We start from the raw sequence: 15,316 nt of genomic DNA on the forward strand, positions 1-15,316 counted from the left end.
CTTTTCATTCAGTTACAGTATCGTTTATATTGAGCGAGACTCCTCTTTTTTTACAGAAGATGCAGGTAAAGCAGAAGCAAACAGAGCACACAAACTTATTAAAGAGATAAGAGCTAGAGCAGATATAGAAGGATTCCATGTCAGATGTTCTCCAAAGAAAAATAGTTCTCTTACGCCATCTACCATAAATCTCATCGGCAGCCATGGATAAATCCACTCTCTATAAAAATCAGGCATAATTTCTGGGGCCATTGAAAGCAAAGGTGCGCCAAAAAATAGAACAATAACGAAAATCGGAAGTCCCTTTAGTCCTAGCCATGAAAGTACGGCTGATATCAAGGTGAAAAAACTGAAGTAAGCAATAGCTAAGAATAGTGCTGTATCCAAAAATGAAGGAACGCTTATTCCAACTACTTCAGCCAGCCACACAAGCCCGAAACCAGCAGCTAAAGCAAGTATAACCCCGATGATTACGATTCCTACTTGGTTAACGATTTTCTCTTTACGAGAAGAAAACGTGATTTTTTGAAGGCTGAGGAAGACCATTGCAGCACCGGCTATACTTGCCATCCACAGCGGCTGAAATAATGAAACGGGGGCATTTCCGTTGACACTATGAGTCCCTGTTTCGTTTACGTTTATCACTGTCTTTTGAATCGGTGCAGCGAGTGCTAATGCTTGGTTTGCACTTAGTTGCGTTCCGTTTTGTTCAAATCTTTTCACTAGCTGCAAGCGCATATTTTCATTCATCTTATCAACTGCCCCGTTTAGCACCTGACTTGCTAGGGTTGAAGCAGCTGTATTCATTCCTTGATTCACTAATAATTTAATAGCAGGTGCATCAGGCTTAGCCGTCTGAAGAGTCGACTGTTTTTTGGTGAAATCTTTTGGAATAATAAGCGCCCCGTAGTATTGTTGATTATTTAATCCTTTTTCAACTTCTTTAGTATTTGAGACAAAGATCCATTTAACCGAAGACTGTTCGGTACTTGCCCCTTTCGTATTTTGTTCGATTTGATTTCCTATATTTACATTACCCTTTGCTGGAACTGTCATTCCTTCGTCAGCATTTACGAATGCGATTGGCAAATTCTTAGGTGCTGAGCTTGCCGAAGGAATTAAGGTTAGAATAAAGATAAAAATAACAGCTACTACTATAATTGGTGAAAAATATATAAGCTTTTGATTACCTAATTTCATGTAGATCTCTCCTTTTTGTTTTAAGGATATACACGTTAACGAAAAGATAATGTACATGATGTTGATTAGTGATCACTATGTAAATTATAATAAATTTACCTGTATTCTCAATATGCAATAATAGCAGGAATGTCGATTACTTAACACAAAGCATATAACTGTTCATTATTAAAGAAAAAAGTAGGTGTTTAAAAGCTGTGGGGAATTCAAAAACAGATCGCAGAATTATTCGAACGAAAAGATTTATCCGAGATGCTTTGACAGAATTAATGGAAGAGAAAGGGTTTGAAGGTGTAACGGTCAGGGATTTGACGAAAAAAGCGGATATTAATCGCGGAACTTTTTATTTACACTACCAAGATAAATACGATTTGCTTGAAAAAAGCGAAAATGAAGTTATTCAAGAGATAAAAGAATTTATCAAAAAAGCAAATCCCAATGAGATTGTGTCTGCTAATTTAAAAGAACAGCCTTTGCCGTTTATTATTACACTTTTTGAATATATTCAAGAAAATGCATATTTTATGCAGGTTATGCTTGGTCCAAAAGGAAATCCTGGCTTTCATCTTAAAATTAAAGAAGTTATGAAAACCAATATGCTCGAAAAATTAGAGCTTATGGATAATAAAACGCCTCCGCTTGTTCCACTTGAACATTTAATGTCTTACGTAACGTCAGCGCATCTTGGAGTTATTCAGCACTGGTTAGAACAAGGTATGAAGCAGTCACCGCGAGAAATGGCCCTGACACTCGCTAGCATGACTTTTTTGGGTCCTGCTTATGTTGCAGGCATTAAACGAACATAAAAGAACCTGCTATTCTCTAAGAAAATAGCAGGTTCTTTTTATTAACCTTCTAGTAATAAAGATTCTGGATCTTCTAATAGTTCTTTAACAGTAGCTAGGAAGCTTACGGCTTCTTTGCCGTCAACGATACGGTGATCGTAAGAAAGTGCAATGTACATCATCGGACGATTTTCGATACGCTCTTCATCAATTGCTACCGGACGAAGCTGAACTTTATGCATTCCTAAAATACCAACTTGAGGCCCATTTAAAATTGGTGTAGACATTAATGAACCGAATACGCCGCCGTTTGTAATTGTGAACGTTCCACCTTGTAAATCTTTTAATGCTAATTTGTTGTCGCGCGCTTTTTTCGCTAAATCAACGATAGATCCTTCGATACCAGCGAATGTTTTGCGGTCAGCATCACGTACAACTGGAACAACAAGACCGTCTGGAGCTGACACAGCAATACCGATATCATAGAATTTTTTAATTAATAACTCGTTTCCTTGAATTTCAGCATTTAATAATGGATACTTTTTAAGTGCTGCTACTACTGCTTTTGTAAAGAATGACATAAAGCCAAGTCTTACGTCGTGCTGTTCAAAGAATTTGTCTTTGCGTCGTTTGCGAAGAGCCATAACAGCAGTCATGTCTACTTCGTTAAACGTTGTTAGCATAGCCGCTGTTTGCTGAACTTCAACGAGACGTTTGGCAATTGTTTGACGACGACGTGACATACGTTCGCGTTCAACAGGTTTATCGCTATTTTCACTTGCCGCTGGAGACGGAGATACCGGGTTAGCTGGCTTACTTGCTTGTGCCTGCTGCTTTTGCTCATTTGATTTTTGGTCTGCATACGAATCAATATCATGTTTGCGCACACGGCCAAGAGGATCAGTAGTTGGCACTTGATCTAGCTTAATCCCGCGTTCTCTTGCTGCTTTGCGAGCTGCAGGAGAAGCAATTAGCCATTGTTTTTGATTTCCTTGCTGAGGCGCTTCAGCTGCTGGCGCTACTTCTTCAACAGTTTTTTGCTGAGCTGGAGCCGCTTCTTGCTTTGGTGCTTCCTCTGCTGGTTTTTCTTCAGCTTTTGGTGCTGCTGGTGCTGAAGCTCCTTCTTTCGCTTCAAGACGTGCAATTGTTTCACCAACTTGCACTGTGTCGCCTTCGCCAGCAAGAAGTTCCGTTAACACACCAGAGTCTTCAGCTGTAATTTCAACGTTAACTTTATCTGTTTCAAGTTCAACGATATAATCGCCTTTTTCAACGAAATCTCCTACTTGTTTTAGCCACTGTGCAACTGTTCCTTCAGAAATTGATTCTGCTAATTCCGGTACTTTAATCTCTCCCATGGTTCATTCCCCTTCCTTATCGTGTAACAACGTCGTTAGCAATTTCATTTTTAGTTAATGCATCTTGTAAAATACGTTCTTGTTCTTGTCTGTGAACTGTTGGATCTCCTTCAGCTGGACTTGAGCGTCTTGTGCGTCCGATGTAGTCAACCGTAGCTCCTTCTGGTGCTACTTCACGCAGTCGATCTTCTACATAGTTCCATGCGCCCATGTTTTCCGGCTCTTCTTGTAACCAGACAATCTCTTTTAAATTTTTATAGCGAGCAAAGATTTCAGCAATTACGCGTCTTGGGAACGGATAAATTTGTTCTAGACGAAGGACGTGTAGCCAATCTTTATCATCTTCTGCTTTGTTTAAGCGTTCCGTTAATTCACTGCTGATTTTTCCGCTGCACAGAACGATTCGTTCAACTGTATCTTCTTTTTTGCCTAATCCAGGCTGTTCTACTACTAAGCGGAAAGAGCCTTTTGTAAACTCTTCAAGGTTTGACACACTAAAAGCATTACGAAGCAAACTTTTTGGTGTCATAACTACTAGCGGTCTTACTTCTTCGCGCTGTAAAATGGCAGCTTGTCGTCGAAGTAAGTGGAAGTATTGTGCAGCGCTTGTTACGTTTGCAATTGTCCAGTTGTTTTCACCAGCTAGCTGTAAATAACGTTCTAGACGAGCGCTTGAGTGTTCTGGTCCTTGACCTTCATGGCCGTGTGGCAGCAATAAGACCATTCCAGATTTTTGTCCCCACTTAGCACGGCCTGCTGCAATAAACTGGTCAATAATAACTTGACCTGCATTGGCAAAATCACCGAACTGTGCTTCCCAAAGAACAAGCGTTTCCGGAGCAAATACATTATAGCCGTATTCAAATCCAAGAACGGATCCTTCTGATAATGGACTGTTACGAATATCAAAGGAAGCGCTTACGTTCTTCATTGCGTGTAGTGGTGAGTAAACATCCCCTGTCTTATGATCATGAAGAACAAGATGTCTATGTGCAAACGTACCACGTTCAGAATCCTGGCCTGTAATACGAATTGGCGTGCCGTCTCTTAAAATCGTAGCAAATGCAAATGCCTCACCCAATGACCAATCTACGCTTTCATTTTCTTCAAACGCTTTGGCACGTTTAGATAAGATGCGATCAAGTTTTGGAAATACGTTAAATCCTTCAGGGTATTTCACTAGCTCTTGATTCACTTCAAACAGCTCTTCTTTTGTAACCGATGTATCAATATCTGAAATTCCTTTGAAGACTGCTTGTGGCATTTCCATAATTCTATGTTGTTTTTCAGCTTTTGGCGGCACTTTCTCATAAGCTGCTTTTAACTTCGCTTGTAACTCTTCATTAATTTGATCTGCTTGGCCGCTTTGAATCACGTTTTGTTCTTCAAGCTGCTTTGCATACATAGCACGAACCGTTGGACGTTTTGTCACAATTTCATACATCTTCGGCTGCGTTACAGACGGTTCATCCATTTCATTGTGGCCAAATCGACGGTATCCAATTAAATCAATCAAGAAATCTTTGTTAAAACGTCTGCGATACTCATAAGCAAAGTAAGCAGCAGCTAGACAGGCTTCCGGATCATCCGCATTTACGTGAACAATTGGAATTTCAAATCCTTTTGCTAAGTCACTTGCATATTTCGTTGAACGAGAATCGACGCTTTCTGTTGTAAATCCAATCATGTTGTTAGCAATAATGTGGATTGTTCCACCTGTTTGATAACCAGTCAATTGATTTAAGTTCAGCGTTTCTTGTACTATACCTTCACCAGGGAACGCAGCATCTCCGTGAATTAAAATCGCGAACGATTTTTTTACATCTTGTTTTGGGTATCCATTCACATCACGCTCATCTTGAGCTGCTCTTGTAAACCCTTCCACAACCGGATTAACAAACTCCAAGTGACTAGGGTTGCTAGCCAATGTCAAACGAGCTCGAACTGTGTTCTCTGCTTTAATTTGTTTGTCGGCACCCAGGTGATATTTTACGTCTCCCGTCCAGCCGTAGTTGATACCGATTGAACCTTCTGAAGGAACTAATTCCTTGTTAGGTGCATGCTGGAATTCTGCAAAAATCATTTCATACGGCTTGCCTAATACGTGTGCTAATACATTTAAGCGTCCACGGTGAGCCATCCCGATATTAACCGTTTTTGGGCTTGTTTCCACTGAGCGTGCAATCAGTTCATCTACAAGTGGAATTAACATATCTACGCCTTCAATAGAAAAGCGTTTTTGTCCGACAAATGTACGGTGCAAAAATTGTTCAAAGCCTTCTACTTCTGTTAAACGCTTTAATACAGAAGTTCTTTTCTCATTTGAAAGAGGTTGGAAAATAGCACCTGACTCGACCATATCAGTCAGCCACTTATTCTCTTCCATGTTATGTACGTGATGGAATTCAAACGCAATGGTTTTTGTGTAGACATCTGTTAAATAGTTAATTGCGTCTAAACCATTTTTGACGTGTGATGGCGCATTCGTACATAAAATATCAACCGGAATTGATTTCAAATCTTCTTGCGTTAAATTGTAATCTTCCAAGTGAAGCAAGACAGGATCTTTCTTCTCGCTTTCAAGAGGTTTAATTGATGCGTATAGATGACCATAAGCACGGATGTTTTCCGCTAGCTTAATAGCCGATGCAATTTTAGATGTGTTAGCTGAAGGTGCAGCCTGTGCGTATTCAGCTTGCTGAACCTGCTCGCTTTCGTTTAATGGAGGAGCACCCCAATAATCAAATAATTCTTTTAACTCTGGATCTACTAGATCTGACTGCTCTTCATATAACTCATACTGTTCTAATACATAGCCATAGTTCGGACCCAAAAATCCTTGCCAAGGCTCCCCTCTATTCGACGTTTCGTTACCCATGATAAAACCCCCAACGAGTTATAATAATTGTCGTACTCAACAATCTTTCCATTTTGAATGTCGATTACCTTATCGTCTGACATCTTTACAACGAGTGATAAACCTCACTGCGTGTGTATCTGATATCTGCTTATATTTTACCACTCTTTTACTCGTCAATCAAAATGAAATCGCTATATTTCTTTAATTTTTTTTACTTTTTTAATAGTCTTACTACTTTTTGAAAGCGTTTTATAAGTAAAGCTAATTAAAGGTCGAATCAGGTGTTAATTAATTGTTATTGACCTAGCTTTTGGCAAAATTAAATTGCTTGAAATATGTTTTATGACTATTAAAAAAAAGAAGCAGCGTTTTGCTTCTTTTTTAAAACTCATCTACGATTTTTTCAACGTCTTCAAAATAACCATCATCTACTTCTGTAAGCTTGTTGCTTTTCGCCGCTTCGAGTAAATGAGTGAACCAAGTTAGTTCTACTTTCAAATGCATAATCGTGCGCATAATGATCGACAGATTTGCAATGGAATGATCCACCTTTTTAACTTGGTACAAATTTTGCATTTTTTCTAAATAAGCTGCCGTTTCCTCAATCTTTTTTTCTAAAGCAGAAGCCACTTTTTCTTGATCGACGTAAGAAGTAAATGAAAGCGCAGCATAAACTGGTCTATGCATATGCTCTTTTTTTAATAGCTGTTCAAAATAAAGGCGCTCAAATTCTTCTCTTCCTGCATCCGTAATAGAATAAACGGTCTTTTCAGGTCTGTTCGTCTCTCGAATCACATCGACTACTTTCACCAGCTGATTTTTTTCAAGCGTATCAAAAGCATAATATAAAGAGCCGCTTGCCAGTTTAATATAGTGCTTCATTTGTCTTTCATTAATGGTTTGCTGAATTTCATAAGGGTGCTTGTTTCCTTCCATTAATAAACCCAATATGACTAATTTAACACTCATAACACCTTTCACCTCTTGACATGCATCTTATTTAGTAGAAAAAGCACGAACATCTTCGTGCTTTTTCTATTTTTGAGCTGCAGGTTCCTTAGCTTCTACCCGCTTTTTAGGGGGAACTTCTACTCGTTCATTTCCCATTAAAAAGACAGTAATGATAGCTACTGCAATTGGAATAAGAGCAAGCATAAATGCATACGTGATCGATGTAGACATAGCATCAACAATCTTATCTAATATTTGAGGCGGAATGCTGTTTCTTGCACTTGATTGAAAAACTGCACTCGGATCTCCTATTTGAGAAAATGCTCCTTGTGATCCATTTCCCATACCTTGAAAATTGCGCTGCAGCTCATTTGTAAATGTATTGCTTTGAATCGTTCCAAAAATCGTAACTCCCAGCGTCATTCCTAAAGAACGTGCAAATGAGTTCGTTGAGTTGGCAGAACCTCTAAACTGTGGATCCAGCTTATGCGTTGACGAAGTTGGTAAAAGAGAAAAGCTAAATCCTACGCCAAACCCAGTCAAAATCATGAATACCGTTAGCATCCAACGAGGTGTATCAGGTTCCATTGTTCCTAATAAAAACATTCCTACTGCAAATGAAAAAACGGACATAATCATTAAGTTTCGAAAGCTTGTTTTTGTGAGAAAAATCCCGCCGATAGCACTTCCTGCTACCGAGCCTAACATCATAGGAGTTAAAATTAAACCTGCATTTGTAGCAGAACCTCCATAAACAGCTTGAACGAAAATAGGAATAAATACCGTTAAAATAATAAACGTTGCTCCGTATAAGAAAGCGAGAATTTGTGATGTTGCAAATAAACGGCGCTTGAACATCCAAAATGAAATAATCGGCTCTTGCGCGCGTTTTTCCACAAAAAAGAAGAGTGATAGCGCCACAGCAAAGATAGCAAAAAGAGATAAAATTTGCGGAGAAGACCAATCGTACTCTTTCCCTCCAAGTTCAAGAGCAAACATTAAACTAACTACTGAAATTACAAGAGTGGCTGCACCAGCCCAGTCAATTTTTTGTTTTTTATGACTTTTTGATTCTTTATAAAAGCGCACAATAAAAAATAACGATAAAAGTCCAATCGGCACGTTCACATAAAACACCCAGTGCCAGCTGATGTATTCCGTAATGTATGCACCAAGAAGCGGACCAAATACGCTTGCTGAGCCAAAAACGGCACCTAATAATCCCGTCATTTTCCCGCGTTTTTCAGGAGGGAAAATATCAAATACAATAGTAAAAGCAATCGGAAGAAGCGCTCCTCCTCCAATTCCTTGAATCGCCCGGTAAATACTTAGCTGTACAATGCTTTGCGCTAGGCCACACAATGCAGATCCAAGTAAAAATACCGTCAATCCAAAAATAAAAAACCGTTTACGGCCGTACATATCAGACAGTTTACCAAATATCGGCATACCTGCCATCACGGCAACCATATAGGCGGACGTAACCCAAACAAACTTATCTAACCCACCTAGATCAGAAATGATTTTCCCCATAGCCGTCGCTACGATGGTATTATCCATGGCTGACATAAAAATACCGAGCAGCAATCCTGCTACGATAAAACGAATATTTTTTTCTGATGAAACCATTTCAGTTCCTCCTTTCACGTCATCTTTTTGATGAACAGAAATGATAGCTACTTAAATTATTATATTCAAATTTGAGTATTTTACAATCTTAAATGTGCTTTTTTTAGAAATAAACATAAGAAAAGCGTAATGGGTCCATTACGCTTTTACTGTGAGCTGAGGCTCTAATTCAATCTCAACATTTCCTTGAATGGCTCTTGAAATCATACAGGATGTTTCTGCTTTTTTTATAAGTCGATTGATTTTTTCTTCTTGAGCCGCAAATTCAGATGTGATGATAACATGAGGTTTATGAATAATTTTTTCGTATGTGAATACACCATTCGTCACGTCCACAATAGCTTCTGATTCCATCGTTAAAGCCTCCTGACGGATTCCGCTTCTTTCGAATATCGCTGCAAGCGTGATGATATAGCACGTGGCTGCTGCCCCTAGCAGCATTTCATCCGGATTTGTTCCCACTCCTGGCCCGTCCATTTCTGGTGGAATGGAAATTTTTGTTTTTAATTGTCCTGATTCAATTGTACCTACTTCATTTCGGCCTCCTGGCCAATTTGCTTGCAAATGAAAGTGATGTTTTGCCATAGTTTATCCTTCTTCCTTCTATATAATGATGTGTACCTAGCGTACCCTTTTTATGTATAAAATAAAAATGTTCTGCTTGTCACAGCAAAAAGACTGCTAAACGGTGCAGTCTTTGTTTTTTCTTAACTTAAAGGTACTTTCTTTTCGCTTTCAACGAAAGCTTTGATTAATGAAGGCAGCCAGTCCTGCAGGTTTGTAAATGAATATCCCCAAAAGCTAGCCTTTTCATTACTCATCGTCCAAGAATGATCTACTCCGTAAGGAGAACTATTTTCATCTGTTAAACGAGAGGTTGTTTTTGCTGTTTTATTCGCTGCTTGTTCAATATATGAAAATAAATTTTTGAGTGAAATAGTACCATTTGAACAAGCGTTAATCGGCCCTTTTAGCTTCTGTTCTGCACACCAGACTAAAAATTCACCGGCTTCTTCCTGTGAAATGAAGTTCATTTCTGCTTCAATAGCCGGTACACCAATTTCTTCTTCATGCATAATTTTTTCTACGTGAAAACGTAAGCGATCCGTATAATCATCTTTTCCCATTACAATTGGAAAACGGACAGACGTTACCGAAAACGGTGCTTTTTGAAAAAATACCGCTTCAGCTTGGCGTTTTCCTTCTTGGTAGGAAATATTTTCACGGCGTGTATAGGAAATAGGATACTTGTATGGATCAAAATCTTCTTCATAACACGTTTTTTCTAAAGAACCGTATACTGAAAGAGTCGAGGTGAGTACATAATGACTCGTACTATGACGAAAAGCTTCAACAGCCACAGCTGCGCCGTGTGAAGAATAGCATATTTGATCGAAGATAACATCCCATTTTCTTCCTCGTGTTGTTTCGATTACAGAATCTTTTTCTACACGATCAAGAAAAATCCGTTCAACTCGGTCGCCGAAATCATCTGGGGTTTTACCTCGCGTTGCTAACGTAACCTTAACTCCTTTAGAGAGCAATGTCTGGACTAAATTTTTTCCAAAAAAACGAGTTCCACCTAACACAAGTGCTGTTTTCATCTTTTTCTCCACCTTTCGTATTTGATATGGATAACCATACCATTATTATCCAACTTTTTTGTTCATAAAGCTATGAATCTTTCCGCTTATTTTTTTATATTCCCACCTATTTTTTCGCCACTGTCGTGTTAAGATGTACATATCTAACAAAAAGGAGCGACAGTGATGAATCCTTCTCCACTTCCCCTTAACGAACGCCTTGTTGTTCTTGATATTATTCGGGGTATTGCTTTGCTAGGCATTTTCTTAGTAAATATCCCTGCTTTTGCTTATCCGATATTTATTTTTCAAATGTACGATATTCCTTATGAATATAAAGGAATCGATGCTTATATTGATTTATTCCTGCTGCTGTTTGTTCAAGGAAAGTTTTTTACGATTTTTTCTTTTTTATTTGGACTTGGATGCGGAATCTTTTTGCGTAGAGCTGAAGAAAAGCATTACTTTGCCGCTGCTTTATGGTCAAGAAGAATGGCTTCTTTGCTATTAATCGGGCTTTTTCATCTTGTCTTTTTCTGGTATGGAGACATTTTGCATGTGTATGCTATTGGCGGTTTTTTATTGTTGTTTTTTTATAATCAAAAAACCAAGACGATTTTGCTGTGGGCAATAGGCCTGCTATGCTTTTTTTATCTTTTGGCTTGCATGCAGTTTTTTATTCCAGCCCACGTCTTGCAGGAGGCTCAGTTGGAGTATAAGATTTTACATGAACATGCCTTAGTCCAATATTTATCCACCTACAGGCAAGCAGACTATTTATCTTGGCTGTTTTATCGTTTGAATGTTGAAGTGGTACCTATGCTATTAAATCTACCGTTTTCTATCTTTCCCGTATTTTCTATGTTTTTATTTGGCTTATATACTGCTAAAAAAGAATTAGTACATAGTATCGAACAAAATCGTTCTTTTTTTAAGAAAATTCAGTTAATAACAGGTGCAGCAGGTTTTACTTTAACTATCATTCTCGCTATTTTAAAACTAGAAATTTTAAAATATGGACTCTATCAGCAGGCGGCCATTCACCTTTTTACAAGTTTGAGCGGCATTTTTCTATGTTTTTTTTATCTTACCACCTTACTGTTATTCCTGCAATTTTCTCCTTACGCTTCAGTGCTGGGTCTTTTTAAGTATAGTGGAACAATGGCATTAACAACTTACCTTAGCCAAACTTTAATTTGCCTGTGGATGGTTAGAGTCCTTGGTTTATACGGAACTCTTACCTTAACAGAAAGCACGATTATTTGTCTCATTATATATACACTCCAGCTTTTTTTTAATAAGTGGTGGCTTTATTATTTCTATTACGGTCCGTGTGAATGGTTATGGCGGAGCTTTACATACCGATCTTTCCCGCCTCTCAGACGGAATAGAAAAGCTTCAGCTTAACAGCAAATCGGCCTTCAAATTTGAAAGCCGATTTGTCTCCTTTACTGCAAAGGAGGTATGGTTATTCGTTTAATTCCATTTGTCTCAAACTCTCGTATATACTCCATTTCTCGATGAAAAATTCGCATAAAAACTTCATTTTTTATTTCTTTAATGGGTCCTATTTGTTCTATCACATCTCGTTTAGCCATGCGATAGGCTAGCGCTTCCCAAAACACTTCGTTATCGTATTCTCCAATAATATCTTGAAGAGAATCTTCATGTTCTTCTGTAAACATAACCTCACTGTTTAGCGTGTGAAAAGGTCCTTTTTCAAGGAAAGGCTCTGCATGAGAAAACATTTGTTTTTCTACATCCGTATATTCTTGTGCATGCTCATCTTCTACTCCAGAACATGCTGTGACCATCCAGTTACCTAAATAAATTAAATCAAGCAGTTGAAAAAAGTGCGTTTCAGATAGTTGAAGTTCAATTTCGTTTTTTACAGGGGCTTTTGACATAAGCGTGGATCTCTCCTTTAATTTTGAGGGTAGTTGCTACTAAATAAAATAGCTAAAAGGGTTAGTATGCAGGCTAGCAGGAAAACTGAAGAAATGACTTCACCTCTTTTCTGTAGTGTAAAAATAGAGGTACTGACATCCAAAGAAGTGAATACGAAGGGTGTAAACTTATCATAATCGAAATAAAGACAAGATACAAGACTTTTTTACTAAATTTTCTGACTATTTTCGTCATAAATACCTATTTTTGTTTTGTTTATACTAGAAAGGCCCGAAAATTGCGTGCGGAGCTGCTCAAAATAAAAAAGCGCTGAACCAGGCGCTTTAACGGTGTAAAAAAATAGATAAACCAATAAAAAAAGCAGCTAAAATAAAATCAAAAATCCATTGCCACTTCTCACGTTTTAACAATACGTGCTCTACCCCTGATAACAGCGAACTTATACTAACCAAAACAAAAATAAAGCTTAATTGGTTAAACGAAAATTTAGTGACAAAATTTGATACAAGTATGACTGCTACGGTGATGAACAGTGCCATTTGACTTATAAGTACCCATTTAATTCTCTGTTTATATCCGTCTTTTAAAGCTTGTAATAAATCGTTGCTGATCACTCTCGCTAAACCCCTTTTTATTCCTATCGTTAAAAGTAAGAACGCAGCAAAAACGTTTCTCTGCATCTTAACTACTTAGCAAAACTAGCTATTAAATTGAAACATAAATATCAACTTGACTGTACTCAGGATCAATACAGCGTTCATCATATAATTCAAAATCTATTTTATAGGCACGATGATTTTTTTTAGCCCACTCCCGAATATAAGCCCAAGCCTCTACGACTACCTGTCTAGCTGGCCCAACAGCTGTTGTAAACACCATGTATTCACCTTCTGGAATGATGAACTCTCTCATATCATCTTTCAGTTCGCCGCCGGGTAAAACTTCATATCCGAGAGCAAATGTAAAATCCATTTTTTGATCATATTCAAATTCTGTATAAAGAGCAAATGTATTACCATTTACTTTATTGGCAATTTTATTAGCTAACTGTTGTTTATAAAAAGTCTGCCAGTGCTCGGGAATAAGACCTGTGCCCGTTTCTTCCACAGGTTCATCTGTTCGAATAGGCACTCCTACAACAGTAAATTCATTTACCTTGACTACTTTTTGACTTACAACTAAGTCAGTCAACATATTGAGCCCCCTTAATTCTTCTTTTTCTGTAGTTACAATGAGGGAAATACTTCTTAATATGCATTTTATTTGTATTCAAAGAAAACGTCAACCTTTTATACAAATCCCTTAACGAAGGGGCTGAAGATCATTCTTCTAAACTATAAAAAAACGATTCTATTTTCTTTGTACACATCATACGTATAAGATACCCCTAATTTACAATAGAGTGAGGTAAAAAAATGAAGATCATTGAACTTGCCGAATTCATTAAAACAAGTAAAAAAACAACTAAACTTGCTCTTTCCTCTTCTACAGTACAGTATACATTAGAAACAGATGATTTGAAAATTGAATTAAAAACAGGCGGCACGAATAAGCGAATCGTGTTTTTTCGCATCTTCTTAAAAGGAACATACGAGGATTGGATTTGTTATCACCGGAACGAACATCATATTTACGAATTGTATCAAAATATTTCTTTATCCCCTCAACGGCAAAGGCAGCTTTTGTACGCTATTGCATCATAAAAAGAGCTGGCTTAGTTAGCCAGCTCTTTTTATTTATGCTGTAGCTTTGTAAATGAATGTTTGTGCGGCTTTACATGTAATTTTCCCTTTGTCCATTGAATTCCTCTATATAAATAGTACGAGCACCAAAAAACTGCTGGAACGATGAGTACGTAGGCAACGACACTATTCGTAAAGAAAGAAGAATCTATAGAACGAAGCAATCGATAGGTCTCATTTAATATACATATATGCACTACATAAATGCCAACTGAATTTTTCCCAACCTTTGAAAAAAATGAGTTTTTGCCAAGACTTGGACTGCTCAATACGAATAAAAACAATGATGCCGATAAAAAAATCGTAGAAATAAAGTAGTCTCCGGGCTTGCTGTGCTGGATATTAACCAACCAGTAACGCTCGACGATCTCTAACGCTGAAAACACAAAAAAGCTGGCTAAATAAATTGTTGGCCTTGCGTTTAATACTGACAGAATTTTCTTACCATAAAGGGCAAACATAGCTCCTAATACTGTATAGAACAAACCAAAGAACAGGGCATCTCTCGTTTGAAAAGAAAGTGGAAAAAATAAAGAATAAGACTGCCCAAATAACCCAGTTACATATAATACGGTGCTGATAAACATTAATAAGCCAATCTTTTTCCATCGTTGAAATAAGAAAACGATGACCACAGCCCAAATTAATGCAATCAAGTACCAAAGCTGAAATCCGCTTGTGTCACTTCCATAATAAAAAATATCTTTGAATGTGATGGATGATGTTAAATAATCAGCTACTGCACCTTTTCGTTCTGCTAATGTTCCGTGGTTCTGAAATAAGCGCAGAACTACACCAAACAATAAATAAAAGATGAACCAACATGCATAAAGCTTTGAAATATTCCACGTGTATTTTTTTAAGTATGCAGAAGGCTTTGGATGCTTTTGGATTTTATTCATAAACAAATAACCTGATACAATAAAGAAAAAAGGAACCGCGAATCGTGCAAATGTGTCAACAATGACATCTAGCACATTTTCCTGGTTCCCTAAAAAGAAATCGTCATGTGATGGATTAACATGAATACAAACCACAAACACTGTAGCAAAAAACTTAATAAAATCAATTGAATAATTACGTTCCATCTTGTTGTCAGCTCCTTAAAATAAACTCGAGCTCTATTTTAGCATAATTATCCAAACAGGAAAGATATTTTGGTAAAATTAACCTTATAGTCATGGGAAAAATTTCTTAACTTCCAATATTCTAGTCTTGTTTACTTGTATGATGTCTTTCAATATTCCAAATAAATGATTCTAAAGAACTACAAAATAAAAAAACAGATTACGCGTAACCT

At 37.6% G+C, this 15,316-nt stretch carries 14 protein-coding genes; 3 read left to right on the plus strand and 11 right to left on the minus strand.

The window, feature by feature from the left end; translation table 11 throughout:
• Positions 1-24 precede the first annotated feature (24 nt).
• Positions 25-1,200 carry a YhgE/Pip domain-containing protein gene (locus ACFX4W_RS22535; protein ID WP_043981560.1) on the minus strand — a complete coding sequence of 392 codons (1,176 nt, stop codon included), beginning with the start codon at positions 1,198-1,200 and terminating at the stop codon, positions 25-27.
• Between the two features lie 197 nt (positions 1,201-1,397).
• Between ACFX4W_RS22535 and ACFX4W_RS22540 the strand changes: the two genes are divergently transcribed.
• A complete protein-coding gene (locus ACFX4W_RS22540) occupies positions 1,398-2,006 on the plus strand; it encodes a TetR/AcrR family transcriptional regulator (protein ID WP_043981559.1) in 609 nt (202 codons plus the stop codon).
• 41 nt (positions 2,007-2,047) lie between these two features.
• Here ACFX4W_RS22540 and odhB read toward each other — a convergent pair whose 3' ends face one another.
• The 6 genes from odhB to ACFX4W_RS22570 form a co-directional block, all read right to left on the minus strand.
• On the minus strand, positions 2,048-3,343 hold the full coding sequence (gene odhB, locus ACFX4W_RS22545; protein WP_014459542.1) for a 2-oxoglutarate dehydrogenase complex dihydrolipoyllysine-residue succinyltransferase: 1,296 nt from the start codon (positions 3,341-3,343) through the stop codon (positions 2,048-2,050).
• A gap of 16 nt (positions 3,344-3,359) precedes the next feature.
• The gene (gene sucA / locus ACFX4W_RS22550) at positions 3,360-6,221 is read right to left on the minus strand and encodes a 2-oxoglutarate dehydrogenase E1 component (protein WP_043981558.1); all 2,862 of its coding nucleotides are present in this window, start codon (positions 6,219-6,221) and stop codon (positions 3,360-3,362) included.
• Positions 6,222-6,584: 363 nt separating this feature from the next.
• Positions 6,585-7,172, minus strand: a complete 588-nt coding sequence (locus ACFX4W_RS22555) for a PadR family transcriptional regulator (RefSeq protein WP_013057595.1) — start codon at positions 7,170-7,172, stop codon at positions 6,585-6,587.
• Positions 7,173-7,238: 66 nt separating this feature from the next.
• The gene (locus tag ACFX4W_RS22560) at positions 7,239-8,783 is read right to left on the minus strand and encodes an MDR family MFS transporter (protein WP_043981557.1); all 1,545 of its coding nucleotides are present in this window, start codon (positions 8,781-8,783) and stop codon (positions 7,239-7,241) included.
• A 138-nt stretch (positions 8,784-8,921) separates the two neighbouring features.
• Positions 8,922-9,368, minus strand: a complete 447-nt coding sequence (locus tag ACFX4W_RS22565) for an OsmC family protein (RefSeq protein WP_043981556.1) — start codon at positions 9,366-9,368, stop codon at positions 8,922-8,924.
• Between the two features lie 122 nt (positions 9,369-9,490).
• Complete coding sequence (locus ACFX4W_RS22570) at positions 9,491-10,387, minus strand: NAD-dependent epimerase/dehydratase family protein (protein ID WP_043981555.1); 897 nt, start codon at positions 10,385-10,387, stop codon at positions 9,491-9,493.
• A 165-nt stretch (positions 10,388-10,552) separates the two neighbouring features.
• Between ACFX4W_RS22570 and ACFX4W_RS22575 the strand changes: the two genes are divergently transcribed.
• Positions 10,553-11,773, plus strand: coding sequence for a DUF418 domain-containing protein (locus ACFX4W_RS22575; protein ID WP_043981554.1), 1,221 nt, complete (start codon positions 10,553-10,555; stop codon positions 11,771-11,773).
• A 41-nt stretch (positions 11,774-11,814) separates the two neighbouring features.
• Here ACFX4W_RS22575 and ACFX4W_RS22580 read toward each other — a convergent pair whose 3' ends face one another.
• From ACFX4W_RS22580 to ACFX4W_RS22590, 3 genes are all read right to left on the minus strand, one after another.
• Entirely contained in the window at positions 11,815-12,273 is a 459-nt protein-coding gene (locus tag ACFX4W_RS22580; RefSeq protein WP_043981553.1) for a hypothetical protein, read from the minus strand.
• A 324-nt stretch (positions 12,274-12,597) separates the two neighbouring features.
• Positions 12,598-12,888 (minus strand): hypothetical protein, encoded by a 291-nt coding sequence (locus ACFX4W_RS22585; RefSeq protein ID WP_013057601.1) that lies wholly within the window; start codon positions 12,886-12,888, stop codon positions 12,598-12,600.
• Between the two features lie 91 nt (positions 12,889-12,979).
• Positions 12,980-13,468, minus strand: a complete 489-nt coding sequence (locus tag ACFX4W_RS22590; RefSeq protein WP_013083710.1) for a GyrI-like domain-containing protein — start codon at positions 13,466-13,468, stop codon at positions 12,980-12,982.
• A 221-nt stretch (positions 13,469-13,689) separates the two neighbouring features.
• Between ACFX4W_RS22590 and ACFX4W_RS22595 the strand changes: the two genes are divergently transcribed.
• A complete protein-coding gene (locus ACFX4W_RS22595) occupies positions 13,690-13,977 on the plus strand; it encodes a hypothetical protein (protein WP_043981552.1) in 288 nt (95 codons plus the stop codon).
• Positions 13,978-14,006: 29 nt separating this feature from the next.
• Here ACFX4W_RS22595 and ACFX4W_RS22600 read toward each other — a convergent pair whose 3' ends face one another.
• Complete coding sequence (locus tag ACFX4W_RS22600) at positions 14,007-15,104, minus strand: acyltransferase (protein WP_043981551.1); 1,098 nt, start codon at positions 15,102-15,104, stop codon at positions 14,007-14,009.
• Positions 15,105-15,316 lie beyond the last annotated feature (212 nt).

It is taken from the genome of Priestia sp. YIM B13489 (assembly GCF_042787645.1).
GTDB lineage: Bacteria > Bacillota > Bacilli > Bacillales > Bacillaceae_H > Priestia > Priestia megaterium.